The organism is Streptomyces sp. NPDC004266 (assembly GCF_042874095.1).
In the GTDB taxonomy this organism is placed as follows: Bacteria; Actinomycetota; Actinomycetes; order Streptomycetales; family Streptomycetaceae; genus Streptomyces.
The window spans coordinates 301,987-326,567 of the sequence record NZ_JBIAMM010000010.1 but is presented as its reverse complement, the minus strand read 5'-3'; the positions used below and the strand labels follow the sequence as shown (position 1 = coordinate 326,567).

At 73.6% G+C, this 24,581-nt stretch carries 19 protein-coding genes; 5 read left to right on the top strand and 14 right to left on the bottom strand.

The features are described from left to right. The first annotated feature begins 10 nt into the window (after positions 1 to 10). Positions 11 to 970, top strand: coding sequence for a slipin family protein (locus ACFYUZ_RS24810; protein ID WP_389312628.1), 960 nt, complete (start codon positions 11 to 13; stop codon positions 968 to 970). A gap of 353 nt (positions 971 to 1,323) precedes the next feature. Here ACFYUZ_RS24810 and ACFYUZ_RS24805 read toward each other — a convergent pair whose 3' ends face one another. From ACFYUZ_RS24805 to ACFYUZ_RS24770, 8 genes are all read right to left on the bottom strand, one after another. Then, positions 1,324 to 3,024, bottom strand: coding sequence for a proline--tRNA ligase (locus ACFYUZ_RS24805; RefSeq protein WP_389312626.1), 1,701 nt, complete (start codon positions 3,022 to 3,024; stop codon positions 1,324 to 1,326). A gap of 71 nt (positions 3,025 to 3,095) precedes the next feature. Further along, positions 3,096 to 3,641: a GNAT family N-acetyltransferase gene (locus tag ACFYUZ_RS24800; RefSeq protein WP_389312624.1), complete on the bottom strand. Its 546-nt coding sequence runs from the start codon at positions 3,639 to 3,641 to the stop codon at positions 3,096 to 3,098. 42 nt (positions 3,642 to 3,683) lie between these two features. Continuing rightward, positions 3,684 to 4,529, bottom strand: coding sequence for a GNAT family N-acetyltransferase (locus ACFYUZ_RS24795; protein ID WP_389312622.1), 846 nt, complete (start codon positions 4,527 to 4,529; stop codon positions 3,684 to 3,686). 138 nt (positions 4,530 to 4,667) lie between these two features. Beyond that, on the bottom strand, positions 4,668 to 5,825 hold the full coding sequence (ispG, locus tag ACFYUZ_RS24790; RefSeq protein ID WP_123455666.1) for a flavodoxin-dependent (E)-4-hydroxy-3-methylbut-2-enyl-diphosphate synthase: 1,158 nt from the start codon (positions 5,823 to 5,825) through the stop codon (positions 4,668 to 4,670). Between the two features lie 103 nt (positions 5,826 to 5,928). Further along, entirely contained in the window at positions 5,929 to 7,239 is a 1,311-nt protein-coding gene (locus ACFYUZ_RS24785) for a M50 family metallopeptidase (RefSeq protein ID WP_389312620.1), read from the bottom strand. Next, entirely contained in the window at positions 7,236 to 8,486 is a 1,251-nt protein-coding gene (gene dxr / locus ACFYUZ_RS24780) for a 1-deoxy-D-xylulose-5-phosphate reductoisomerase (protein WP_389312618.1), read from the bottom strand. The genes ACFYUZ_RS24785 and dxr overlap by 4 nt, the downstream gene beginning before the upstream one ends. Before the next feature lie 34 nt (positions 8,487 to 8,520). After that, positions 8,521 to 9,756: a 3-phosphoshikimate 1-carboxyvinyltransferase gene (gene aroA, locus ACFYUZ_RS24775; RefSeq protein WP_389312616.1), complete on the bottom strand. Its 1,236-nt coding sequence runs from the start codon at positions 9,754 to 9,756 to the stop codon at positions 8,521 to 8,523. A gap of 387 nt (positions 9,757 to 10,143) precedes the next feature. Next, positions 10,144 to 12,066, bottom strand: a complete 1,923-nt coding sequence (locus ACFYUZ_RS24770) for an acyl-CoA dehydrogenase family protein (RefSeq protein WP_389312614.1) — start codon at positions 12,064 to 12,066, stop codon at positions 10,144 to 10,146. A 132-nt stretch (positions 12,067 to 12,198) separates the two neighbouring features. On the opposite strand from ACFYUZ_RS24770, the gene ACFYUZ_RS24765 reads away from it, so the two are divergent. Continuing rightward, the gene (locus ACFYUZ_RS24765) at positions 12,199 to 12,501 is read left to right on the top strand and encodes a putative quinol monooxygenase (RefSeq protein ID WP_389312612.1); all 303 of its coding nucleotides are present in this window, start codon (positions 12,199 to 12,201) and stop codon (positions 12,499 to 12,501) included. A gap of 64 nt (positions 12,502 to 12,565) precedes the next feature. On the opposite strand, the gene ACFYUZ_RS24760 is transcribed toward ACFYUZ_RS24765, so the two are convergent. From ACFYUZ_RS24760 to ACFYUZ_RS24750, 3 genes are all read right to left on the bottom strand, one after another. Then, positions 12,566 to 14,011, bottom strand: a complete 1,446-nt coding sequence (locus ACFYUZ_RS24760; protein ID WP_356903166.1) for an aldehyde dehydrogenase family protein — start codon at positions 14,009 to 14,011, stop codon at positions 12,566 to 12,568. Positions 14,012 to 14,160: 149 nt separating this feature from the next. Beyond that, complete coding sequence (locus ACFYUZ_RS24755; protein WP_389312610.1) at positions 14,161 to 14,322, bottom strand: hypothetical protein; 162 nt, start codon at positions 14,320 to 14,322, stop codon at positions 14,161 to 14,163. A gap of 44 nt (positions 14,323 to 14,366) precedes the next feature. After that, the gene (locus tag ACFYUZ_RS24750) at positions 14,367 to 15,338 is read right to left on the bottom strand and encodes an EamA family transporter (protein WP_389312608.1); all 972 of its coding nucleotides are present in this window, start codon (positions 15,336 to 15,338) and stop codon (positions 14,367 to 14,369) included. Between the two features lie 152 nt (positions 15,339 to 15,490). On the opposite strand from ACFYUZ_RS24750, the gene ACFYUZ_RS24745 reads away from it, so the two are divergent. Continuing rightward, entirely contained in the window at positions 15,491 to 15,694 is a 204-nt protein-coding gene (locus tag ACFYUZ_RS24745; RefSeq protein ID WP_389312606.1) for a hypothetical protein, read from the top strand. Positions 15,695 to 15,728: 34 nt separating this feature from the next. On the opposite strand, the gene ACFYUZ_RS24740 is transcribed toward ACFYUZ_RS24745, so the two are convergent. Beyond that, complete coding sequence (locus ACFYUZ_RS24740; protein ID WP_389312604.1) at positions 15,729 to 17,282, bottom strand: PucR family transcriptional regulator; 1,554 nt, start codon at positions 17,280 to 17,282, stop codon at positions 15,729 to 15,731. A gap of 189 nt (positions 17,283 to 17,471) precedes the next feature. Then, positions 17,472 to 19,745 (bottom strand): ATP/GTP-binding protein, encoded by a 2,274-nt coding sequence (locus ACFYUZ_RS24735; protein ID WP_389312603.1) that lies wholly within the window; start codon positions 19,743 to 19,745, stop codon positions 17,472 to 17,474. 869 nt (positions 19,746 to 20,614) lie between these two features. Here ACFYUZ_RS24735 and gabT point away from each other — a divergent pair. Both gabT and ACFYUZ_RS24725 read left to right on the top strand, forming a co-directional pair. Beyond that, positions 20,615 to 21,949: a 4-aminobutyrate--2-oxoglutarate transaminase gene (gene gabT / locus ACFYUZ_RS24730; RefSeq protein ID WP_389312602.1), complete on the top strand. Its 1,335-nt coding sequence runs from the start codon at positions 20,615 to 20,617 to the stop codon at positions 21,947 to 21,949. A gap of 100 nt (positions 21,950 to 22,049) precedes the next feature. Next, positions 22,050 to 22,814: a phosphatase PAP2 family protein gene (locus ACFYUZ_RS24725; RefSeq protein ID WP_389312601.1), complete on the top strand. Its 765-nt coding sequence runs from the start codon at positions 22,050 to 22,052 to the stop codon at positions 22,812 to 22,814. On the opposite strand, the gene ACFYUZ_RS24720 is transcribed toward ACFYUZ_RS24725, so the two are convergent. Continuing rightward, positions 22,750 to 24,552, bottom strand: a complete 1,803-nt coding sequence (locus ACFYUZ_RS24720) for a chitinase (protein ID WP_389312600.1) — start codon at positions 24,550 to 24,552, stop codon at positions 22,750 to 22,752. The genes ACFYUZ_RS24725 and ACFYUZ_RS24720 overlap by 65 nt on opposite strands. Between the last annotated feature and the right edge of the window lie 29 nt (positions 24,553 to 24,581).

Below are 24,581 nucleotides of genomic sequence, written 5' to 3'. Positions count from 1 at the left end.
GGGGGCCGTGATGATGCAAGAGCTGGTGATGGCGGCGGCCGGCGCGGCCGCGGCGGCCGCGGTGTACGCGGGCGCGGCGGCGCGCGTGGTCAAGCAGTACGAGCGCGGCGTCGTCTTCCGCTTCGGCCGGCTGCGCGACGACATCCGCTCCCCCGGCTTCACGATGATCGTTCCGCTCGTGGACCGCCTGCACAAGGTGAACATGCAGATCGTCACCATGCCCGTGCCCGCGCAGGAGGGCATCACCCGCGACAACGTGACGGTACGGGTCGACGCGGTCGTCTACTTCAAGGTCGTCGACGCGGCCGACGCGCTGGTCCGCGTCGAGGACTACAAGTTCGCGGTCTCCCAGATGGCGCAGACCTCGCTCCGGTCCATCATCGGCAAGAGCGACCTCGACGACCTGCTGTCCAACCGGGAGAAGCTCAACCAGGGGCTCGAACTCATGCTCGACAGCCCGGCGATGGGCTGGGGCGTGGCCATCGACCGCGTCGAGATCAAGGACGTCTCCCTGCCCGAGACGATGAAACGCTCCATGGCCCGGCAGGCGGAGGCCGACCGGGAACGGCGGGCTCGCGTGATCAACGCGGACGCGGAACTCCAGGCCTCGAAGAAGCTGGCCGAGGCGGCGGGCGTCATGTCCGACCAGCCGGCGGCGCTGCAGCTGCGGCTGCTGCAGACGGTGATGGCGGTGTCCGCGGAGAAGAACTCGACGCTGGTCCTGCCGATCCCGGTGGAACTGCTGCGGTTCCTGGAGCGGGCGACGCCGGACGCGGCCTCGGAGGCGGAGCCGGCGCAGGCGCAGGCGCCGTCGCCATCGGCGCCGGTACCGCCGTCGCTGCCGCCGATGCCGCCGCCGGGGCCGCCGCTGAGCGAGGCGTATCTGAGGGGGCGGGCGGCTGCGGAGGAGGCGGTCGAGGACCTGACGGGCTCCTCGGTGGAGCCCACCCACAGAGAACCCGACGCCTGACGCCCCCCGCGCCCCCGTTGTGGGCAGGCGTTCCGCAAGGGGCGGAACGGGTGGGCACAACGGAACGGCGCCCCTGCCGGCGCCAGAGGCTCCCGCGCCTGAACCCGCACCCCGTTGCGCGCCGCCGCTGTCGGTGCGGGTCCAGGCGCGGAACGCGGAGGCGCCGCGAAGGGCGCCGTCCCGTGTGCCCACCCTCCCCCAAGCTCTCGGCTTCGCTCGAGCAGGGGGGACCCCCTCGCCCAGCGGGACGATTGCCCACACGGCGGGTGGCGGAAGGGCACCGCCCCGGCGGGTGGGCCGGGGGCGGGTCACGGACAGGGGCGGTCGGTCGGAGGGGCGCCGCCCCGGTGGGGTCAGGAGGTGAGGCGGGTGAGGGCCTCGGCGACCGTCAGTTCCTCGCGCTCCCCCGTGCGGCGGTCCTTGAGCTCCACCACGCCCTCGCCCGAGCGACGGCCGGCCACCAGGATCTTCGGGACGCCCATGAGCTCCGCGTCGGTGAACTTGACGCCCGGGGAGACGCCCGCGCGGTCGTCGACGAGGACGCGCAGACCGGCGGCGGCCAGCTTGTCGGAGACCTCCAGGGCCAGCTCGGTCTGGAGCGCCTTGCCGGCGGCGACGACGTGGACGTCGGCGGGGGCGACCTCGGACGGCCAGCACAGGCCCTTCTCGTCGGCGGTCTGCTCGGCGAGGGCCGCGACCGCGCGGGAGACGCCGATGCCGTACGAGCCCATGGTCACGCGGACCGGCTTGCCGTTCTGGCCGAGGACGTCGAGCTTGAGGGCGTCGGCGTACTTGCGGCCCAGCTGGAAGATGTGGCCGATCTCGATGGCGCGGTCCAGCTTGAGGCCGGTGCCGCACTTGGGGCACGGGTCGCCCTCCTCGACGACGACGACGTCGACGTACTCGGAGACCTCGAAGTCACGGCCCGCGACGACGTTCTTCGCGTGCGTGCCCTCCTTGTTGGCGCCGGTGATCCAGGAGGTGCCGGGGGCGACGCGGGGGTCGGCGACGTACGTGACCTTGTCGAGGCCCTGCGGGCCGACGTAGCCCCGTACGAGGTCCGCGCGCTCCGCGAAGTCCGTCTCCGTCACCATCTCGACCACGGCGGGGGCGAAGTGCTCCTCGACCTTGCCGAGGTCGACCTCGCGGTCGCCGGGCACGCCCACGGCGACGATCTCGCCGTCGACCTTCACGAGGAGGTTCTTGAGGGTGGCGGAGGCCGGGACGCCGAGGAAGGCGGCGAGGCTCTCGATGGTGGGGGTGTCGGGGGTGGCGATCTCCTCGGCGGCCGGGACGGCGGAGCCGTCGACGGGCTGCAGCTCGTAGGAGACGGCCTCGGTGTTGGCCGCGAAGTCGCAGTTCGGGCAGTCGGCGAAGGTGTCCTCGCCGGCCTCGGCGGGGGCGAGGAACTCCTCGGACTTCGAGCCGCCCATGGCGCCGGCGGTGGCGGCGACGATGCGGTAGTCGAGGCCGAGGCGCTCGAAGACGCGCTGGTAGGCCTGGCGGTGCAGGGCGTAGGACTGCGTGAGGCCCTCGTCCTCGGTGTCGAAGGAGTACGAGTCCTTCATGAGGAACTCACGGCCGCGCAGGATGCCGGCGCGGGGGCGGGCCTCGTCGCGGAACTTGGTCTGGATCTGGTACAGGATGACCGGCAGGTCCTTGTAGGACGAGCACTGGTCCTTGACCAGGAGGGTGAAGATCTCCTCGTGGGTGGGGCCGAGGAGGTAGTCGCCGCCCTTGCGGTCCTGGAGGCGGAAGAGCTCGGCGCCGTACTCGTCCCAGCGGCCGGTGGCCTCGTAGGGCTCGCGGGGCAGCAGCGCGGGCAGGGAGACCTCCTGGGCGCCGATGGCGTCCATCTCCTCGCGGACGATGCGCTCGACGTTGGAGAGGACCTTCTTGCCCAGGGGCAGCCAGCTCCAGATGCCGGCGGCGGTGCGGCGGACGTAGCCGGCGCGGACGAGGAGCTTGTGGCTGAGGACCTCGGCGTCCGCCGGGTCGTCGCGCAGCGTCTTCGCCATCAACTGGGACATGCGCTGGACCGGTGCGTTGGCCATGGTTCTCGTACTCCTGAAGGGACGGACGGTGATGGCCCCGAGGTTAGCCGTGCCGCCCCTGGCAGGTGAAATCAGTTCCGGCGCTTGAGCGGCAGGGGCGCGCCCATGACGGCGTACGGGCGGGGGGCGCTCGGGAAGTGGACCTGGCGGGCGAGGTCGACGTAGCCGAGGGCCCGGTAGAGGCCGCGGGCGGGGCTGTCGGTGTCGATCGCGGAGAGGATGGAGCGGGGCTCGGCGGCGCCGTCGGTGATGGTGGTGATCAGCTCGCGGCCGACGCCCCGGCCCTGGAAGTCGGGGTGGACGTGGAGTTCGGTGATGACGAAGGAGTCGTCGAGCCAGTCGGCGGTGCCGGTGGCCCGCAGGTACGTCTCGACGACGGTGGACCACCAGTGGGCGCGGTCGTTGGGCATCCCGTACACGAAGCCGACGAGCCGTCCGTCGGGGGTGGTGGCCCCGTAGGCGCGGGCGCCGGGGCAGAGGAGGTGGCGCAGCACGATGTGGCGGCGCACGGCGACCTCGCCCGCGTCCAGGCCGAAGGCGACGGCCTGCACGGCGAGGGCCTCGTCCACCCGGGCGGCGAGATTGACCGGACCGATCTCGATCTCTGCGTCATCCATGCGGCGCACCCTACAAGCGCCCGCCCGTCTCGGGACAGCGCGTCAGAACAGGACGCTCATGAAGGCGCCGGTCTCGCGGAAGCCGACGCGGCGGTACGCGGCCCTCGCCGGGGTGTTGTAGTCGTTGACGTACAGGCTGACGACGGGGGCGACGTCGGCGAGGGCGTACCGGAGGACGGCGGCCATGCCCGTCTCGGAGAGGCCCTTGCCGCGGTGTTCGGGGGCGACCCAGACGCCCTGGATCTGGCAGGCCTGGCGGGTGGCGGCGCCGATCTCGGCCTTGAAGACGACCTTGCCGTCCTCGATGCGGGCGAAGGAGCGGCCGGACCCGACGAGTTCGGCGACGCGGGCCTGGTAGAGCAGTCCGCCGTCGTTGGCGAGCGGGGAGACGCCGACCTCCTCGGTGAACATGGCCACGCAGGCGGGCATGATCACCTCCATCTCGTCCTTGCGGACGCGGCGGACCAGCGGATCGGGCACGACCGTGGCGGAGGGCTCCTCGGCGATCATCAGCGGCTGGTGGGCCCTGACGTCCCTGGCGGGGCCCCAGCTGGGCTCCAGGAGCCGCCACAGTTCGCCGGTGGCCTCGGCCGGGCCGACGATCGAGGAGCAGCGGCGGCCGATCCTGCGGGCCCGGTCGGCGAAGGCGCGGACGGCCTGGGGGGTGGCGCAGATGGGGACCAGGTTGGCGCCGGAGTAGCAGAGCGAGCGGAGTCTGCCCTCGGTGTACCAGCCCCACATCTCGCCGCCGAGGCGCCAGGGATCGAGTCCGGCGACCTGGACGCGGGCGGTCACGAAGGCGTTCTCGACGGGGGCGCTCTCCAGGACGGCGAGGGCGGCGCCGAGGTCGGCGGGTTCGAGGACCCGAGTGGTGGTCTCTGTCAGCACGAGGGGGCCTCACGGGACGGATCTGCTGGTCTCCGCACTGTACCCCCGTGCCCTGGGGCGGGTCCCGTCACCGACGTGAAGCCCCTCCACCGGCTGGGGTGGAGGGGCTTCACCGGTGGTGCCGGGAAGGGCCGGGGGTCAGCCGGCGATGGCGACCGTCGGCTCGCCGCTGGCGACGCCGTCCTTCTCCATCTGCTCGGCGATCTTGAGGGCCTCTTCGATGAGGGTCTCGACGATCTTCGACTCGGGGACGGTCTTGATGACCTCGCCCTTGACGAAGATCTGGCCCTTGCCGTTGCCGGAGGCGACGCCGAGGTCGGCCTCGCGGGCCTCGCCGGGGCCGTTGACGACGCAGCCCATGACGGCGACGCGCAGCGGGACGGTCATGCCGTCGAGGCCGGCGGTGACCTCTTCGGCGAGCTTGTAGACGTCGACCTGGGCGCGGCCGCAGGACGGGCAGGAGACGATCTCCAGGCGGCGCTGGCGCAGGTTGAGCGACTCCAGGATCTGGATGCCGACCTTGATCTCCTCGGCCGGCGGCGCGGAGAGCGAGACGCGGATGGTGTCGCCGATGCCCTGGGAGAGCAGGGCGCCGAAGGCGACGGCCGACTTGATGGTGCCCTGGAAGGCCGGGCCCGCCTCGGTGACGCCGAGGTGCAGCGGGTAGTCGCACTGGGCGGCGAGCTGGCGGTAGGCCTCGACCATGACGACCGGGTCGTTGTGCTTGACCGAGATCTTGATGTCGCGGAAGTCGTGCTCCTCAAAGAGGGAGGCCTCCCAGAGGGCGGACTCGACGAGCGCCTCGGGGGTGGCCTTGCCGTACTTCTTCAGGAGGCGGGCGTCGAGCGAGCCGGCGTTGACGCCGATGCGGATCGGGGTGCCCGCGTCCTTCGCGGCCCTGGCGATCTCCTTGACCTTGTCGTCGAACTGCTTGATGTTGCCCGGGTTGACGCGGACGGCGGCGCAGCCCGCGTCGATCGCGGCGAAGACGTACTTCGGCTGGAAGTGGATGTCGGCGATGACCGGGATGGAGGACTTCCGGGCGATCACGGCGAGCGCGTCGGCGTCGTCCTGGGTCGGGCAGGCCACGCGGACGATCTGGCAGCCGGAGGCGGTCAGCTCGGCGATCTGCTGGAGCGTGGCGCCGATGTCGGAGGTGCGGGTCGTCGTCATCGACTGGACGGAGACGGGAGCGTCACCGCCGACGGCCACGCTGCCGACCTGGATCTGGCGGCTCTTGCGCCGCTCGGCGAGCCGGGTCGGAACGGTCGGGATACCGAGAGAAATCGCGGTCATCTGAAGTGCAACCTCAAGGTTGTGCGTCGGCGGGCTCAGGGTTCCGAGGTTACCGCCCCGGGGACGGGGGGCCGGACACCACCGGGTGCGGCCCCCCTGGGAACTACGTCAGTTTCACCGGGTTGACGATGTCGGCGGCGAGGACGAGCAGCGTGAAGCAGACGAAGACGCCGGCCACCACGTAGGCGGCGGGCATCAGCTTGGCCACGTCGAACGGGCCCGGGTCGGGGCGCTTGAAGATCCGGGCCGTGTGGCGGCGGACGGACTCCCACAGGGCGCCCGCGATGTGGCCGCCGTCGAGCGGCAGCAGCGGGAGCATGTTGAACAGGAACAGCGAGACGTTGAACATCACCAGGATGTTCATGAACCACACCAGGATCCGCTCCGGCGGGGCCTCGACGGTCATGAGCTCGCCGGTGAGGCGGGCTGCGCCGAGGACGCCGACGGGCGAGTCCTCGGCGCGCTTGCCGTCGCCGAAGGTGGCGTCCCAGAGGCCGGGGATCTTGCCGGGCAGGGCGATGACCGAGTGGATGCCGTTCTCCATGAGGTCGGTCATGCGCTCGGTGGTCTCGCCGAAGCTGAGCGGCGCGACCTCGGACTTGGGCTGGAAGCCGAGGTAGCCGGCGTCGACGTACTCGACCGGCCGGACGACGTTGCCGTGGGAGTCCTTCTTCTCGACCTTGTTGGTGACCAGGGTCGGGTGGAGGTCGACGCGCCGCCCGTCCCGCTCGACGGTGAGGGTGGCCGGGCCGATGGGGGCGGAGCGGATGCCGTCGGAGAGGGCGTCCCAGTCGCTCATCGCCTTCCCGTTCAGGGCGAGGATCTTGTCCCCGTTCCTGAGGCCGGCCGCGAACGCCGGGGAGACGGGGTCCCCCGCCGCGCACTTCTCGCGCTTCTCGCTGAGCTTGATGACGCACTTCTGGACGCCGGCGACCTTCGTCGTCGGGCCCTCGATGCCGAGCGTCATCATCGAGCCGAAGAACAGCACCACCGCCAGGACCAGGTTCATGAACGGTCCGGCGAACATCACGATCACGCGCTTCCACGGCTTGCGCGTGTAGAACAGCCGCGTCTCGTCGCCTGCCTGGAGCTCCTCGTAGGAGGCCTCGCGGGCGTCCTCGATCATCGAGCGCCAGGGCGAGGTGGAGCGGGCCTCGATCCTGCCGTCCTTGCCCGGCGGGAACATGCCGATCATGCGGATGTAGCCGCCGGCCGGGATGGCCTTGATGCCGTACTCGGTCTCGCCGCGCTTCCTCGACCAGATCGTGGGGCCGAAGCCGACCATGTACTGCGGCACGCGGATGCCGAAGAGCTTGGCCGTGGAGAGGTGGCCGAGCTCGTGCCACGCGATGGAGACGAGGAGGCCGAGGGCGAACAGCACGATGCCCAGGGCGTACAGGAGCATTTCGGTCATGCGCGGGCCTCCGCTGTTGCCTTCGCTGCGAGCTCTCGGGCCCGGGCCCGGGCCCAGGTCTCCGCTTCGAGGACGTCCGACACGGTCAGCGAGGTTCCCCGGGCGGGGGTGCCGTGCTCCGTGACGACCGCAGTGACCGTATCCATGATTCCGTTGAACGGCAGCCGTCCGACGAGAAACGCCTCGACGCACTCCTCGTTCGCGGCGTTGAAGACGGCGGGGGCGGTGCCGCCCAGCTCGCCCACGTGCCGGGCCAGGCCGACGGACGGGAAGGCCTCGGTGTCGAGCGGGAAGAACTCCCAGGTGGAGGCCTTGGACCAGTCGAAGGCGGGGGCCGCGTCCGGGACCCGCTCGGGCCAGCCGATGCCGATGGCGATCGGGCCGCGCATGTCCGGCGGAGTGGCCTGGGCGAGCGTGGAGCCGTCCGTGAACTCGACCATGGAGTGGACGTACGACTGCGGGTGGACGACGACCTCGATGCGGTCGAACGGGATGTCGTAGAGCAGGTGGGCCTCGATGACCTCCAGGCCCTTGTTCACCAGGGTCGCGCTGTTGACCGTGATCACCGGGCCCATGGCCCAGGTCGGGTGGGCGAGCGCGTCCTCGCGGGTGACGTGGGCCAGCTGCTCGCGCGTACGACCGCGGAAGGGGCCGCCGGAGGCCGTGACGACCAGCTTGCGGACGTCGGCGCGGGTGCCGGCGGCGAGGGCCTGGAAGAGGGCGGCGTGCTCGGAGTCGACCGGGATGATCTGGCCCGGCTTGGCGAGCGCCTTCACCAGGGGGCCGCCGACGATCAGCGACTCCTTGTTGGCGAGGGCGAGGGTGCGGCCCGCTTCGAGGGCGGCGAGGGTCGGCGCGAGGCCGATGGAGCCGGTGATGCCGTTGAGGACGGTGTGGCACGGCGACGCGGCCAGCTGCGTGGCGGCGTCCGGCCCCGCCAGGAGCTCGGGCAGGGGCTCGGAGCCGTACAGCGCCTTCAGCGCCTCCCGCAGCTCGGGCAGCGCCTCCTCGCGTGCCACGGCGACCGCGGCGACCCGGAGCCGGTGCGCCTGCTCGGCGAGCAGCCCGATCCGGCCGCCGGAGGCGGCCAGGGCGGTGACCCGGAAACGGTCGGGGTTGCGCAGCACCAGGTCGATGGCCTGCGTGCCGATGGACCCGGTCGAGCCGAGGACGACGATGTCCCGGCGTCCTTCGGAGACGTCGAAGGCGATGTGCGGGTCGGCGAGAGGAGAGGGGCGGTCGCTCATGCCCCCCATTCTTGCCGCAAAGACTGTGCGGCCTTCACGGGGTGCGTACGAATGCCCCGAAGGCCCGGTGGAAGTCGGGGAAGGTCTTCTTCACGCAGCCGGGGTCGTCGAAGGTGATCCCGGGGGTGCGGAGGGCCGTGACCGCGAAGGACATGACGATCCGGTGGTCGCCGTGGGTGGCGATCTCGACGGGCCCGGCGGGGGTCCCGGGCCGGATCTCGATCCAGTCGGGGCCGGTGGCGACGGTGACGCCGAGGCGGCGGAGGTTCTCCGCGCAGGCGTCGAGCCGGTCGCACTCCTTGACCCGGGTGTTGGCGACGTCCTCGATGCGGACGGGCCCGTCGGCGAACGGCGCGATCGCGGCGAGGGTCGGCATCGTGTCCGAGATGTCCCGCATGTTGACGGTGAGGCCGCGCAGGGTGCCGGTGGAGCGGACGGTGGTGGCGGTGTCGGTGACCTCGACGTCGGCGCCCATCCGGCGCAGCACGTCGACGAAGGCCAGGTCGCCCTGGAGGGCACCGGTCCCGAGACCGGGGACGGTGACGGAGCGGCCCGGCTGGAGGGCGGCCGCGGCGAAGAAGTAGCCGGCGGTGGAGGCGTCGGGCTCGATGCCGTACGTCCGTGCGCGGTAGCCGGTGGGGGCGACGCGGTACGTCCGCCCCTCCCGGCGGACCTCCGCGCCGAAGGCCCGCATCATCTCCAGGGTGATCTCGACGTACGGCTCCGAGACGAGGTCCGTGACGGTGATGTCGAGGCCCTCGGCCGTGAGCGGCCCCAGCATGAGCAGGGCGGTCAGGTACTGGGAGGACTGCCCGGCGTCCAGGGTGAGCGCCCCGCCCTTGACCCCGGCGGCGTGGACGTCGAGCGGATGGTGGCCGTCCTTCTCGCCGTGCCGGAGGTCGACGCCGAGGTCGCGCAGGGCGGTGCTGAGCGGGCCGAGGGGGCGGCGGCGCATCTGCTCGGAGGCGTCGAAGCGGTACGTGCCGTGGCCCGCGGCCGCGAGGGTCGGCAGGAAACGGGCGGTCGTGGCGCCGTCCCGGCAGTACACGTCGGCCTCTTCCGCGCCCGGACCGGCGGGGCGGCCCTCGATGTGCCAGGCGTCGGGCTCGCGGCGGACGCCGTAGCCGAGGGCGGTGAGGCCCTCGGCGAAGCCCTCGGTGTCGTCGGAGACGAGCGGGCGCAGGAGGGTGGTGGTGCCCTCCGCGGCGGCGGCGAGGAAGAGCGCGCGGGCGGTGACGGACTTGGAGCCGGGGATGTCGATGACGGTCACGGGGCCATCCTGCCGCGGGCCCCGCCCTTCCGTCGGGCCGGTCCGCCACGTGGACCCCCGTTGTGGGCCCGCGCCCGCCTGGGCGGTGCTCTTCCGCCACCCGCCCGTGTGGGCAGTCGTCCCGCTGGGCGGGACGGGTGGGCACACGGGACGGCGCCCTTCAGCGGCGCCTCCGCGGTCCGCGCCTGGACCCGCACCACGAGTGCGCCGTACCTGCCGGTGCGGGTCCAGGCACGGAAGCCTCTGGCGCCGGCAAGGGCGCCGTTCCGTTGTGCCCACCCTCCCCCAAGCTCTCGGCTTCGCTCGAGCAGGGGGGACCCCCCTCGCCCCAGCGGAACGCCTGCCCACAACAGGGAGGCGCGAGGGGTGGGCACCGTTCGCCGGGTCTTACGGGAGTTTTCGGTGGACGTTCGGTTCCGGGGACGGGCCCGAGGGCGTGTCCGCGATCCAGGGGCCCGGGCCGCTCGGGTCGATGACGCCCTCCTCCAGCCAGGTGTAGGCCCCGTCGAGGACCGCGTCGACGATCCGCCGGTCGAGGTCGTCCGTGTTGGACCAGAGGCGGGTGAAGAGTTCCTCGGTGCGGAGGCGGGCCTGCCGGCAGAAGGCGTCGGCGAGTTGGCGGGCCTCACGGCCGTGGTCGGTCGTGGTGCGGAGGAGCTCGGCCCGTACGCACGCCGCGCTCATCGCGAAGAGTTCCGCGCCGATGTCGACGATCCGCCCGAGGAAGGCCTGCTTGAGCTCCATGCGCCCCTGCCAGCGGGACATCGCGTAGAAGGTGGAGCGGGCGAGCCTGCGGGAGGTCCGCTCGACGTACCGGAGGTGGGTCGCCAGGGCACCGAACTCCGCGTAAGAGCCCGGGAGTTGCCCTGCACCGGTGACGAGCCCCGGCAGCCAGCGGGCGTAGAAGCCGCCGGCCCGGGCGCCCGCCCTCGCCTTGTCCCCCAGGGACTTCTCGGGGTCGATGAGGTCGCCCGCCACCGAGAGGTGCGCGTCGACGGCCTCGCGGGCGATCAGCAGGTGCATGATCTCGGTGGAGCCCTCGAAGATGCGGTTGATTCGCAGGTCGCGGAGCAACTGCTCGGCGGGGACCGCCCGTTCGCCGCGGGCGGCGAGGGAGTCGGCGGTCTCGTAGCCGCGGCCGCCCCGGATCTGGACGAGTTCGTCGGCGATGAGCCAGGCCTTCTCGGAGCCGTACAGCTTGGCGAGGGCGGCCTCGATGCGGATGTCGTTGCGGTCCTCGTCGGCCATCTGGGAGGCGAGGTCGACGACGGCCTCCAGGGCGAAGGCGGTGGCCGCGATGAAGGAGATCTTGGTGCCGACGGCCTCGTGGCGGCCGACGGGCCTGCCCCACTGCTCGCGGACGCCGGACCATTCGCGGGCGATCTTCAGACACCATTTGGCGGCGCCCGCGCAGGCGGCGGGGAGGGAGAGCCGGCCGGTGTTGAGGGTGGTGAGGGCGATCTTGAGGCCGGCGCCCTCGGGGCCGATGCGGTTGCCGGCGGGGACGCGGACGCGGTGGAAGCGGGTGACGCCGTTCTCCAGGCCGCGCAGGCCCATGAAGGCGTTGCGGTGCTCGACGGTGATGCCGGGCGCGTCGGCCTCGACGACGAAGGCGGTGATGCCGCCGGGGTGTCCCGCGGAGGCGGGGACGCGGGCCATGACGACGAGGAGGTCGGCGACGACGCCGTTGGTGGTCCAGAGCTTCACGCCGTCGAGGACGTATTCGTCCCCGTCGGGCACGGCGGTGGTGGCGAGGCGCGCCGGGTCGGAGCCGACGTCGGGCTCGGTGAGCAGGAAGGCGGAGAGGTCGGTGCGGGCGAGCCGGGGCAGGAAGGCGTCCTTCTGCTCCTGGGTGCCGAAGAGTTTCAGCGGCTGCGGTACGCCGATCGACTGATGCGCGGAGAGCAGGGCGCCGACGGCGGGGCTGGCGGAGCCGACGAGGGCGAGGGCTCGGTTGTAGTACAGCTGGGTGAGGCCGAGGCCGCCGTACTTCGGTTCGATCTTCATCCCGAGGGCGCCGATCTCCTTGAGGCCGGTGATCGTCTCGTCGGGGATGCGGGCCTCCCGTTCGATGCGGGCGCCGTCGATCCGGGTCTCGCAGAAGGTGCGGAGGACGGCGAGGAAGGCCTCGCCGCGCCGGACGTCCTCGGCGGCGGGGAGGGGGTGCGGGTGGACGAGGTCGAGGCGGAACCGGCCGAGGAACAGCTCCTTCGCGAAGCTGGGCCTGTGCCAGTCCCGCTCGCGCGCGGCCTCGGCGACCTGCCGGGCCTCGCGCTCGGTGACCTTGGGCCGCTGCGTGGGTGCGGACATGGACACCTCCTTGGGCTCCTGTCCGTCGTACCCGATACCGGCGGGTCCCGAAAGAGGAGGCGATCCCTCCGGGTATGTCCTCCTGGTGAGACGCCCCGTCCGTACGGAACGGCCGCGCGTAGGGTCCGCGGCATGTCTCAGCCGATCAAGCTCATCGTCCTCGTCGCCGCGCTGCCCGGCCGGGGCGCGGAACAAGTCGCCGCCTTCGAGGCGCTCGCGCCCCTGGTGCGTGCGGAAAACGGCTGCCTGCAGTACGACCTCCACCGGGTGGCCGACGACCCCGACCGCTTCGTCCTGATCGAGCGCTGGGCCTCGGCCGAGGCCCTCGCCGCCCACGACGTCGCCCCGCACATGGTCGCGGCCGGCGCCGCGAACAAGGCGTTCCGCGCGGGGCCCGCGGAGGTCGTCCGTCTCGTGGACGCCCCCGTCTCATGAGGAAAGGCGGCCCGAGCCCCCGCACAGTGGGCTCGGACCGCCTGGTTCGGATGGGGCGTACCCCTTAGAGGGCGAGGCCCGTCAGGACGAGCACGCGCTCGTAGGTGTAGTCGTCCATCGCGTACTTGACGCCCTCGCGGCCGACGCCGGAGCGCTTGGCGCCGCCGTACGGCATCTGGTCGGCGCGGTACGAGGGGACGTCGCCGACGATCACGCCGCCGACCTCCAGCGCGCGGTGGGCGCGGAAGGCGGTCTGCAGGTCGTGGGTGAAGACACCGGCCTGGAGGCCGAAGTCCGAGTCGTTGACCGCGGCGAAGGCCTCGGCCTCTCCGTCGACCTTGGCGATGGTCAGGACCGGGCCGAAGACCTCGGCGCGGGCCAGGGTGACGTCGGCCGGGAGGTCGGTGAGGACGGTCGGGGCGTAGGTCGCGCCCTCGCGCTTGCCGCCGGCGAGGAGCTTGGCGCCGGCCGCGACGGCCTCGTCGACCCAGGACTCGACGCGCTGGGCGGCGGCCTCGTCGACGAGCGGGCCGACGTCGGTGGCGTCGTCCGCCGGGTCGCCGGTGACCTGCGCCTCGACGGCGGCGACGATCTTCGGCACCAGGCGGTCGTAGACCGAGGCGTCGGCGATCACGCGCTGGACGGAGATGCAGGACTGGCCGCCCTGGTAGTTGGAGAAGGTCGCGATGCGGCTCGCGGCCCAGTCCAGGTCGGCCTCGGAGGACCAGTCGGGCAGGACGACGGCCGCGGCGTTGCCGCCGAGCTCCAGGGTGCAGTGCTTGTGCGGCACCGACTGCTGGATGGCGTAGCCGACCTTGTCGGAGCCGGTGAAGGAGATGACCGGGAGGCGCTCGTCCTGGACGAGGGCGGGCATGCGGTCGTTCGGCACGGTCAGGATCGACCAGGAGCCGGCCGGCAGGTCGGTCTCGGCCAGGATCTCGCCCAGGATCAGGGAGGAGATCGGCGTCGACGGGGCCGGCTTGAGGATGATGGGGGCGCCGACGGCGATGGCCGGGGCGACCTTGTGGGCGCTGAGGTTCAGCGGGAAGTTGAACGGCGCGATGCCGAGGACGACGCCCTTGGGGATGCGGCGGGTCAGGGCGAGGCGGCCCGCGCCGCCGGCCTCGGTGTCCAGGCGCTGGGCCTCGCCGGCGTTCCAGCGGCGGGCCTCCTCGGCGGCGAAACGGAAGACGGACACGGCGCGGCCGACCTCGCCGCGGGCCCACTTGATGGGCTTGCCGTTCTCGGCGGAGATCAGCTGGGCGATCTCCTCGGTGCGCTCGGCGAGCCGCTTCGACACGTGGTCGAGGGCGGCGGCGCGGACGTGCGCCGGGGTCGCGGCGAACTCGTCGACGACGGCGTGCGCGGCGGCGACGGCCTCCTCGACCTGGGCCTCGGTGGGCACGCTGACCTTGCCGACCAGACGTCCGTCGTACGAGTTCGTGACGTCGAAGGTGGCGTCGCCGGTGGCCTCGCGGCCGGCGAGCCAGAAGGCGTGGGTGGTCGTCATTGCGTCCCGGCCCTTTCCGTTTCGGGGTGCGAGCGGTTGCTCTGGTGACACGTTAGGGCCGGGGCGCCGGGCGCGGGCTTGTCCGGTATGGAGTAGTGGGGGTGGCGGCTCTGTCCGCTTCGGCCGAAGCGGGCGGGGGCGGGGCGGGGTCACCAGCCCCTGGGCGCCGAGAGGGGCCGCCTCGTTCGGGTGCCCCGGCGGGCGGCGATGAGCAGGTCCTCGTACCGGAACAGGCCCGTGAGCTCGGCGTTGCCGTCGTCCTCGTCGCGGGAGAGGCCTCCGACGAGGGCGAGCGGAACGCCGGTCGCCACCGGCTCGGAACGGTCGAATCCCGGTCAGGGGAGGGGAGGGAAGATCATCCGCGCCGCTCGGTCGAGACGATGAGACAGACCCCGCCGACGACGACGGCGCCGCCGAGGAGGATCGGCCAGGTCAGGGCCTCGTCGAGGACGAGGGCGCCGAGCAGGACGGCGACGACCGGGTTCACGTAGGCGTAGGTGGCGGCGAGGGAGACCGGCGCGGTCTGGAGGAGCCAGGCGTACGCGGTGAAGGCGACGAGCGAGCCGAAGACGATCAGGTACGCGAGGGCGGCCCAGGAACGGCCGGAGACGGCGCCCAGGTCGAGGCCGTGGTGCTCGCCGCGCACGAGGCCGAGGGTGAGCGCGGCGAGGCCGCCGGCCAGCATCTCGTACGCGCTCGCCGTGAAGGGGTTGGCGGGCATGGGCAGCCGGGCGGAGGAGACGGAGCCGACGGACCACAGCAGGGCCGCGACGAGGACGAGCAGGACGCCGCCGATCTTCACCTCGCCGCTGAGGCCGGGGACGGTGAGGACGCCGAGGCCGGCGAAGCCGAGCAGGACGCCCCCGTAGGCGCCGGGGCCGGGGCGGTCGCCGAAGACCGTGCGGAGCAGGACGACCCAGACGGGGACGGCGGCGACGAGGAGGGCGGCGAGGCCGGAGGGGATGGAGGTCTCGGCGAGGACGACGAGGCCGTTGCCGCCGAGGATCAGGAGCAGGCCGACGAGGACGGCGGAGCCGAGCTCCCGGCGGGTGACCCTGAGGGCGGCGGGGCCCTGCCGCCAGGCGACGATCGCGGCGAGGAGCAGGCCGGCGGTGACGAAGCGGGCGCCGCCGGAGAGGAACGGCGGGAGGGTCTCGACGACGATCCGGATCCCGAGGTACGTGGATCCCCAGACGACGTACACGATGCCGAGCGCGGCCCAGACGGCGCCGGTGATCCGGCGGACGGGGGCGGGAGCCGCCGGGGTGCGGGGTCCGGGGGCGGCCGGGCGGGTCTCGGGGGCCGGGTCGACGGCGGGGCTTGTCATGAGCAGGAGAGTAGGGAGCGAGGGGCCCGGCAGCCAAGAAAACTGCCCGGATTCGGGCAGGGTCAGCGGAATTCGGACGGCGGAGAGCCTCCCGAGGGTGTTGCGGAGGGGTGGGAGGATGTGCGGGACCGCATGACCTCAGGGGGGTAAGCATGATCCTTTACGTACTGATCGGCGTCCTGGTCCTCACCGTCGCGGGCTGCGCCTCCGTGGTCTGGGCGGCACGCGGCGGCCCCCGCTGGGTCCGCGCGATCGCCGCCGTGACCCTGCTGGGCGGCGAGGCGGTCCGCGCCGGACGGCGCCGGAGCGGGAAGCGCGGCGGGGGCGACGACGGGAGCGCCCTCGGCTCGGACTAGGAAGCTCCCCGCCACCGCCCGGGAAGCTCCCCCGCTACCGCCCGTCCTCGCCCGTCGCCTTCAGGGCCAGCCACAGCTCCATCCGGACGTCCGGATCGTCCAACGAGCGGCCGAGGATCTCCTCCACCCGGCGCATCCGGTAGCGCAGCGTGTGCCGGTGGACGCCCAGGTCCGCCGCCGCCGCGTCCCACTGGCCGTGCCGGGAGAGCCAGGCGCGCAGCGAGGCCACCAGGTCGCCGCGGCCGGTCGCGTCGTGCTCCCGCAGCGCGCGCAGCATCCCGTCGGCGAAGGCGCGGACGGCGTCGTCGGCGAGGAGCGGGAGCACCGAGCCCGCCGCCAGGTCCTCGTGCTCGACGAGCGCCTTCCCCCGCCGGCGGGCGACCGAGAGGGCCTGCTCGGCCTGCTTGTACGCGGCCGCCGCGGCGCTCGGGCCCCCCGGGGCCGACAGGCCGACGACGACGCCCGCGTCCTCCGCCTCCCGCTCCGCGTACCCCTCGCAGGCGGCGACGACCGCCCCGCCGTCCCCGGCGAGGACGACGAGCCGCTGCCCGCTCTCGGCGACGGTGAGCACCGCCTCGCCCGCGCGGGCCGCGGCGGCCTCCAGGGCCTCGGCGAGCACCGGCAGCGGCGGCTCCCCTGCCTGCTCTCCCCCGGCGGCCTCGGCGACGAGCAGCCGGTAGGGGGCGTCGAGCAGCCCTCCGTACAGGTCCCCGGCCACCGCGCGGGCGGGCTCCGGCTGGCCCGCGAGCATCAGGCGCAGCACCGCCGCGCCGAGCCGCTGCTCCGCCGCCTGGAGCGAGCGGGAACGTTCCGTCGTGAGGGTGAGCAGGGCGATCGCGGAGTGCACCGCGTACCGCTCGGCCGTGCCGAGGGGCGCGCCCGTGCCGACGGCGAGGGCGCCGCGGACCCGGCGCCCGGTGCCGAGCGACTGGAGCTCGACGCGGTCGTCCGTACCGCCGACGACCGCGCTGGCGGGCGCGGGCCGCTCGCGCAGCCGCTCCACGTCCGGGGTGAGCCGGGCGGCGCGGCGCGCCGCCCACTCGGGCGAGACGGCGACGACGGCGCCGGAGGCGTCGTACAGCGCGGCCCAGCCGTCGACGTGCGCGGCGAGCCGGGCGACGACGGCCTCCGGGCCCTCGGCGAGCGCGGCGCGGGTCAGCTCGCGCTGGGCCTCGAAACCGGCCGTGACCGCCCGGTACTGGTCGGCGGAGATGGCCGCCGACACGGCCTTGCTGATGGCCAGGAACGGGGTCCTGCGCGGCACCTCCAGGAGCGGCAGGTGCTCCTCGCGCGCCGCGTCGAGCAGGGCCGGCGGGATCTCCTCGTAGTTGACGCCCACCGCGAAGCCGAGCCCGACCACCCCGGCGCCGAGCAGCCGCCGCACATAGCGGCGCATCGCCCCCAGGTCCTCCGCGTCGAGCGTGAGGGCGGTCGTGAGGAGGAGTTCACCGCCCTCCATGTACGGGACGGGGTCGGCGAGCTCGCTGACGTGGGCCCAGCGGACGGGGGTGTCGAGGCGGTCCTCACCCGCGCGGACGATGAGCTTGAGGGAGGAGTGCTGCACGAGCGAGGCGAGGGTGGGCGGCATGGGGAGACCGTCGGACCTTTGAGCGAGGACCGCGCGCGGGGGGAGCCGTGCACGGAAGCGGGGAGGCGCCGCTCAGCTGAGCGGCGCCCCCGATTGTGCCAGGGCCGCCGACGGCCCGCTCGGGCGCGCGAGGGGTGAGACGGGCCGGCCCCGCGGGTGGGGGCGTGGCGCGGGGCGGGCCGGCCCCGCTCAGCCGCGCAGGTCGACCAGGACCGGCGGGGTGTGCGCGCCCTGGGCCGTGGTCAGGGACACGACGGCGTGGCCGGGCGGCACGGAGTGCGCGAGCTCGGAGGCGGACCACCGCTCGCGCTCGACCTTCCGGGTCGTGACCGCGTCGGTGGTGACGGCCTTGCCGGTGACCTTCTTGCGCAGGGCGTGGATGAAGCGGGTCATCGGCTGGTCGGCGAAGACCGTGTGGTGCGCCACCTCGGTGGTCTCCACCCACTCCTTGCCCCAGGACTCGGCGAAGCCCCGGCCGTCCCAGGTGGTGATGCCGGAGAGCGCCACCCGGCAGCCGACGGCGCCGAGCAGCGGACCGTGCAGCGCCTCGGGCACCTCGCCGAGGGTGCGGAGCCCGAGGACGACGCCCGCGTGGTGCGGGCGCAGCCGCTGGAGGGAGCGGACGGTGCCCGTGGTGAGCGCCCCGGTGGCGTCGTCGAGGACGAGGGCGGCGAAGTGCGGGCGCTTGGTGCCGGTCCGGGCCGCCGCCAGGAACTGGGCGAGGACCAGCCGGGCGAGGAGCCGCGAGGCCTCCTCGTGGCCGCGCTCCGGCAGCGCGATCCGGACCCGCAGCGGGTGGTGGACGACGGACTTCAGCGAGAAGGGCCGTACGTCGCTCCCGTCGGCGCCGAAGAACCCGGCGAAGGCCGGCCGGTCGAGCAGCGACAGGCGGTCCGCGAGGAGCGGCCCGGCGTCGGCGGCGGTGCCGGCCTGCCGGATGCGGGCCTCCAGCTCGCGGCGCATGGCCGCCGCGTCGGCGGGGAGCCGGTCGAGGAGCGCCGTCAGGGCCTCCGGGCCGGCTTCGAGGAGTCCGCGCAGCACCGGTACGGACGGGAAGCGGCCGTGCGCCGCCCGGTAGGGGCCGATGAGCTGGGCGAGGACGGTGGCGGCCCGCCGGGCGTCGAGGTTCTCGACGTCGCCCACCAGGCCCTCCGCGAGCAGCGCCGCCGCCTCGTCGGGGTCGGTGAGGCCGGCGTAGAGGTCGAGGTCGTACGGCGAGGCCGGGTCGCCCGGGCGGACCACGACGTCGTAGGCGGCGTCCGGGCCGAGCGGCGCGTCCGCCGTGCCCACGGCGACGACCGCGCAGGTGCCGGTGAGGGCCTGCAGGGTGAGGGACTCGACGACCGGGCCGGTCAGGCGGGTGGTCTTCCCGGCGCCGGAGGGGCCCACGACCAGCAGGGAGGTGGCGAGCGCGGCCGGTTCGAGGGCGAGGCCCACGCCCCGGTAGGCGGCCGGGTTCCGCTCCTCGGCCGCGCAGCGGCCGATGCGGACCTGCCCGAGGAGGAGGTCGTGGGTGGCGGCGCGGCTCGGCAGGTCGCGGGCGCCCGAGGGGTGCGCCCCGGCCGCGGCTCCCTGCCGGAGGACGGTGTCGACGAAGGAGGCGAGGCCGCCCGCGTGCGTCCGTCCCCGCTCCAGGCTCCGGCGGACCCGGGCGCAGTCCACGTCGTTCATGCGTCCGGCGAGCAGCTCGGCGGCGAGCAGGTCCGCCGCCTGCCGCTCCCCGGCGGCCCGCAGTTCGGGCCACTGAGAGAGGGGCGCGGGGGCCGCCGGGTCGAGGGGTGCCGGAGTGCCGCCCTCCGTGGCGGCGGCGCGGGCCCTCAGCCGGGCGCGGACCAGACCGGGCCAGTCGCCGAGACGCGCGAAGGGCCAGAGGACGGCGGCCGTGATCAGGGCGTACAGGGTGTAGACGAGGACGGGCGAGGCGAGGACGTCGTAGCCGCCGCCGACGAGCACGACGAGGGAGAGCAGGGGCGCGACGACCGGCAGCGGGTCCCAGCCGACGCCGGGGAAGGCGTCCGGCCAGACGAACGTCAGGGCGATCAGGGCGGCGCCGGCGGTGAGCGCGGCGCGGGCGGGCGGGCGGCGGTCGGCGAGGAGGTGGCGGGCGAGTTCGGCCCAGGCTCCGAGACGGGCCATCGCGTAGAGGAGGACGGCGAAGAAGACGCCGTCGTAGACGACGTGGGCCTCGGCGCCGTGCCAGTCGCGGGGCGAGGTGCCTCCGGCGTACCACCAGTCGGCGGGGGTGAAGGTGGCGAGCGGGATCCACTCGTAGGGGACGACGCCGCGCCGCCAGGCCGACCAGAGCAGCAGCCCGACGACGAGCGGGATCAGCAGCCCGGCCACCGTGACGGGCGCGAGCTTCCGCGCCTCCCGGGGCGGCGGCGGTGGCACGTGCCGAAACCGCCAGATCCCGGGCGCGGCCTCGGGGCGCGGGGCGTCCAGCCAGGCGACGACGGGCGGCACGGGGACTCCACCGGGAGCGGGCCTCGCACCGCGGGGGACCTCGGGGGCGGACCCCGGCGGGACGGGCGCTCCCGGGACGGCCGGGAGGCCGGAGACGGGCCCCGGGGCGGCGGGCGCTCCCGGGACGGCCGGGGCGCCGGAGGCGGGCCCCTGGGCGGCGGGGCTCCCGAAGGCGGTCCCTCCGGCGCCGGACGCCCCGGCGGCCTCAGCCGCCCCCGGTGCCACCGTCGGCCGCGGCGGCGCGTGCGGCGGAGCCGGTACGTGCGCGTGAGCATCGGGACGCGCGGCCCGGCCGTCAGCGTGGGCACCCCGGCCGTCGACGTGGCCGCCCCGGCCATCGGTCGGCGAAGCCGGCGCATGCGGCGGAGCCGGCACCTGCGCAGGGGCGTCGGGGCGCGCGGTCCCGCCGCCGGAGGCCGCAGCTCGCCCGTCGGGGCGGGCGGCCCGCCCGTCGGGACGGGCACCCCGGCCGTCCGAGTGGACGGCCCCGCCGTCGGGAGCGGCGGCCCGGCCGTCGGTCGGCGGCGCCGCCGGGCGCGGGACCGCGCCCCCCTTGGTGTCGCGTGACTCGTACGTGCCGTCGGTCTCCATGAACCCCTGCCCCCTGACCAGCCAGGTCGCCGCGTCTGTGCCCCCGTCAATCTAGTGGGCCCGGCGGCCCCCGGAGGGGATTCGACCACCCGTACGGCCGAGGACCGGCCGACTCGCGCGGGGGCGTGCCTCCGGGCGGAACCGGAGCCGTCATGTCCATCCCGGACAACGACACACCCGCCACCACTCCCGATCGGCGCATGCCCGACCCCCTCCCCCGCGCCTAGCCTGCGGAGGAAACCCGCAAGTGCGTCCAGAACCACCCCCAGGAGCCCCGCATGAACGCTGTCCCGCAGGAGCGGCGCGTCGTCACCGCCATCCCCGGTCCGAAGTCGCAGGAGCTTCAGGCCCGCCGTCTCGGCACGGTCGCCGGTGGCGTCGGCTCGACGCTGCCCGTCTTCACCAAGCGGGCCGGCGGCGGCATCATCGAGGACGTCGACGGCAACCGCCTGATCGACTTCGGTTCCGGCATCGCCGTGACGTCGGTCGGCGCCTCCGCCGAGGCCGTCGTGCGCCGCGCCTCCGCGCAGCTCCAGGACTTCACCCACACCTGTTTCATGGTGACGCCGTACGAGGGTTACGTGGAGGTCTGCGAGGCGCTGGCCGAGCTGACCCCGGGCGACCACGCCAAGAAGTCCGCGCTGTTCAACTCGGGCGCCGAGGCCGTCGAGAACGCGGTGAAGATCGCCCGCTCGTACACCAAGCGCCAGGCCGTCGTCGTCTTCGACCACGGCTACCACGGCCGCACCAACCTCACCATGGGCATGACGGCGAAGAACATGCCGTACAAGCAGGGCTTCGGCCCGTTCGCGCCCGAGGTCTACCGCGTGCCGGTCGCCTACGGCTACCGCTGGCCCACGGGTGCCGAGAACTGCGGCCCCGAGGCCGCCGCCCAGGCGATCGACAACATCACCAAGCAGATCGGCGCCGAGAACGTCGCCGCGATCGTCATCGAGCCGGTCCTCGGCGAGGGCGGCTTCATCGAGCCGGCCAAGGGCTTCCTGCCGGCGATCGTGAAGTTCGCCAACGACAACGGCATCGTCTTCGTCGCGGACGAGATCCAGGCCGGCTTCTGCCGCACCGGCCAGTGGTTCGCCTGCGAGGACGAGGGCATCGTCCCGGACCTCATCACCACCGCCAAGGGCATCGCGGGCGGTCTGCCGCTCGCCGCCGTCACCGGCCGCGCCGAGATCATGGACTCCGTCCACGGCGGCGGTCTGGGCGGCACCTACGGCGGCAACCCGGTGGCCTGCGCCGGTGCGCTCGGCGCCATCGAGACGATGAAGGAGCTCGACCTCAACGGCAAGGCCAAGCGCATCGAGGAGGTCATGAAGGCCCGCCTCACCGCCATGCAGGAGAAGTTCCCGGTCATCGGCGACATCCGCGGCCGCGGCGCCATGATCGCCATCGAGCTGGTGAAGGACCCGGCGACGAAGGAGCCGCACGCCGAGGCCGCCGCCGCGCTCGCCAAGTACTGCCACAACGAGGGCGTGCTCGTCCTGACCTGTGGCACCTACGGCAACGTGCTGCGCTTCCTGCCGCCGCTGGTCATCGGCGAGGACCTGCTGAACGAGGGTCTGGACGTCATCGAGGCCGCGCTCGCGGCGATCTGAGGGCCGATCCGGCACACGGTGTGAAGACTCTGTGGGGGGCCGATGGCGGGACGCGTTTCCCGCTGTCGGCCCCCCGTTCCGTGACGTACGGTTTCTGCAGATGAGAGAAACACCCCGGGCGGAGCCTCCCCAGCCCCGCCCGCACCGTGCCTTCGAGCACACCGCCGGCGCCTCGTGCTCCGGGACTCCTCACCGATCGGATGGCCGCCCGCCCCACACCCCCCGGGGCGCGCGGCAGCCCGATCCCCTCGGCCGCCCTGGAACCACCCCCCCTGTTCCAGGGCGGCCGGCTCTCCTCTCGGCGCTCGTCGCCCTCGCCGTCGTGACCTGGCAGGTGCTCGTCCACGGCCCCTTGGCCAGGCTCGACGAGCGGGTGTCCCGGTCCCTGGTGGACACGGTCCCCCGCCCCCTGAGCGAACTCGCCTCCGATCTCGGCAACATGACGGTCGCCCTTCCGGTCCTCGCCTGCGCCATGGCGTACGCGGTGTGGCGGGGCCGCCGCGCCGCCGCCCTGTACGCGGGCCTCGCCATGGCCGCCGTACCCCTCCTGGTGGTCCCCCTGAAGGAGTGGACGGCCCGCCCCGGCCCGCTGGAGCCCTGGGCGCAGGGCTACTACCCCTCGGGCCACACGGCCACGGCGGCGGTCGCCTACTTCGGCGCGGCCTTCCTCGTCTCGAACCGCCTGATCCCCGTCGCCGCCGTGTTGACGGCGGTGACGGGGACCGGCCTGATCCTGCGGGGCTTCCACTGGACGCTGGACGTCTTCGCCAGCCTCTGCCTCTCGTTGCTCGTACTGGCCGTCAGTTCCAGTCGTACGCGTCGAAGTTCTTCGAGAACGCCCACTGGTTGTACCGGTCCCAGTTGATCGACCAGGTCATCAGGCCGCGCAGGGACGGCCAGGCGCCGTGGGTCTGGTAGGTGCCGCAGTTCGTCTTCTTCGTGAGGCAGTCCAGGGCCTTGTTCACCTCGGCCGGGGCGGTGTGGCCGTTGCCCGCCTGGGTGGAGGCGGGGAGGCCGATGGCGATCTGCTCGGGGCGCAGGGGCGGGAAGAAGCGGTCGGTGTTGCCGGCGACCGGGAAGCCGGTGAGCAGCATGTCGGTCATGGCGATGTGGAAGTCGGCGCCGCCCATCGAGTGGTACTGGCCGTCGAGGCCCATGATCGAGCCCGAGTTGTAGTCCTGGACGTGGAGCAGGGTCAGGTCGTCGCGCAGGGCGTGGATGACCGGCAGGTAGGCGCCGGCGCGCGGGTCCTGGCCGCCCCAGGGGCCCGAGCCGTAGTACTGGTGGCCGAGCTGGACGAAGAAGGTCTCCGGGGCCATGGTCAGGACGAACTTCGCGCCGTACTTGGCCTTGAGGGTCTTCACCGCCTGGATCAGGTTGACGATGACGGGGCTGGTCGGGTTCCTGAAGTCGGTGTCGCCGGTCTGGAGCGAGAGCGAGTGGCCCTCGAAGTCGATGTCGAGGCCGTCGAGTCCGTACTCGTCGATGATCTTCGAGACGGAGGAGACGAAGGTGTCGCGGGCCGCGGTGGTGGCGAGCTGCACCTGGCCGTTCTGGCCGCCGATGGAGATGAGGACCTTCTTGCCGGCGGCCTGCTTGGCCTTGATCGCCGCCTTGAACTCGGCGGGCGACTCGACGCCGGGGCATTCGGTGACCGGGCAGAGGCTGAAGCGGATGTCGCCGGAGGTCACCGAGGTCGGTTCGCCGAAGGCGAGGTCGATGACGTCCCAGGAGTCGGGGACGTCGGCCATGCGGGTGTAGCCGGAGCCGTTGGCGAAGCTCGCGTGGAGGTAGCCGACGAGGGCGTGCGCGGGCAGTCCGCCGCCCCCGCCTCCGCCGCCGGAGGTCGTGGTGGCGGTCACGGCGGCCGACTTCGGGGACTCGCCGGCGCTGTTCACGGCGGTGACCTGGAAGGTGTACGGGGTGGAGGCCGTGAGTCCGGTCGCGGTGGCCGTGGTGCCGGTGACCGTCTGGATCCTCGTGGCGCCCTGGTAGACGTGGTACGAGGTGGCGCCGGGGACCGCGGTCCAGCTCAGGGGCACGGAGGTGGAGGTCGGGGAGCCGGCGGTGAGGCCGGTGGGGGCGGCCGGGAGCTGGACGGGGTCGCCGCCGGGGCCGTACAGGGAGAGGTCGTCGGCCTGGTAGGCGGGGGTGCCGTACCAGCCGTGGGTGTAGATCGTGACCGCGGTGGTCGAGGCGCCCGTGGTGAACGAGGTGGTGAGCTTCTGCCAGTCGGGGGCGGAGCCGGTCCAGGTGGAGACGTCGGTGGTGCCGGTGCCGGTGGCGCCGAGGTAGACGTAGCTGCCGCGGACCCAGCCGCCGAGGGTGTAGGTGGAGTTGGGCTTGACCGTCACGGTCTGGGAGCACTTGGCGTTGTCGCTGCCGGCCGGGGTGGCCTGGAGCGCCTTCGTCCCGCCGTGCACGGGTGACGGGACGACGGCGCCGCTGCCCGCCGTGCAGGTCCAGCCGTCGAGGCCCGCCTCGAAGCCGCCGTTGCGGGCGAGTTCGGCGTCGGCGGCCTGGGCCGCCGGAGTGAGTGCGAGGAGCCCGCCGGCGGCGAGGGAGCCCGCGATGAGCAGGGTGAGGGGTCTGGTGCGGTCCACAACTGCCTCCGGATGTGGGGGAATCGAGG

What these genes read in the sequence shown, in the direction of transcription:
- dxr (WP_389312618.1), bottom strand. Translation starts at nt 8,486, where the DNA reads ATGAGCGACCGCCCCTCTCCTCTCGCCGACCCGCACATCGCCTTCGAC.
- ACFYUZ_RS24810 (WP_389312628.1), top strand. Translation starts at nt 11, where the DNA reads ATGATGCAAGAGCTGGTGATGGCGGCGGCCGGCGCGGCCGCGGCGGCC.
- ACFYUZ_RS24765 (WP_389312612.1), top strand. Translation starts at nt 12,199, where the DNA reads ATGTCTCAGCCGATCAAGCTCATCGTCCTCGTCGCCGCGCTGCCCGGC.
- ACFYUZ_RS24745 (WP_389312606.1), top strand. Translation starts at nt 15,491, where the DNA reads ATGATCCTTTACGTACTGATCGGCGTCCTGGTCCTCACCGTCGCGGGC.
- ACFYUZ_RS24725 (WP_389312601.1), top strand. Translation starts at nt 22,050, where the DNA reads ATGAGAGAAACACCCCGGGCGGAGCCTCCCCAGCCCCGCCCGCACCGT.
- ispG (WP_123455666.1), bottom strand. Translation starts at nt 5,825, where the DNA reads ATGACCGCGATTTCTCTCGGTATCCCGACCGTTCCGACCCGGCTCGCC.
- ACFYUZ_RS24760 (WP_356903166.1), bottom strand. Translation starts at nt 14,011, where the DNA reads ATGACGACCACCCACGCCTTCTGGCTCGCCGGCCGCGAGGCCACCGGC.
- ACFYUZ_RS24750 (WP_389312608.1), bottom strand. Translation starts at nt 15,338, where the DNA reads ATGACAAGCCCCGCCGTCGACCCGGCCCCCGAGACCCGCCCGGCCGCC.
- ACFYUZ_RS24770 (WP_389312614.1), bottom strand. Translation starts at nt 12,066, where the DNA reads ATGTCCGCACCCACGCAGCGGCCCAAGGTCACCGAGCGCGAGGCCCGG.
- ACFYUZ_RS24800 (WP_389312624.1), bottom strand. Translation starts at nt 3,641, where the DNA reads ATGGATGACGCAGAGATCGAGATCGGTCCGGTCAATCTCGCCGCCCGG.
- gabT (WP_389312602.1), top strand. Translation starts at nt 20,615, where the DNA reads ATGAACGCTGTCCCGCAGGAGCGGCGCGTCGTCACCGCCATCCCCGGT.
- ACFYUZ_RS24740 (WP_389312604.1), bottom strand. Translation starts at nt 17,282, where the DNA reads ATGCCGCCCACCCTCGCCTCGCTCGTGCAGCACTCCTCCCTCAAGCTC.
- ACFYUZ_RS24785 (WP_389312620.1), bottom strand. Translation starts at nt 7,239, where the DNA reads ATGACCGAAATGCTCCTGTACGCCCTGGGCATCGTGCTGTTCGCCCTC.
- ACFYUZ_RS24805 (WP_389312626.1), bottom strand. Translation starts at nt 3,024, where the DNA reads ATGGCCAACGCACCGGTCCAGCGCATGTCCCAGTTGATGGCGAAGACG.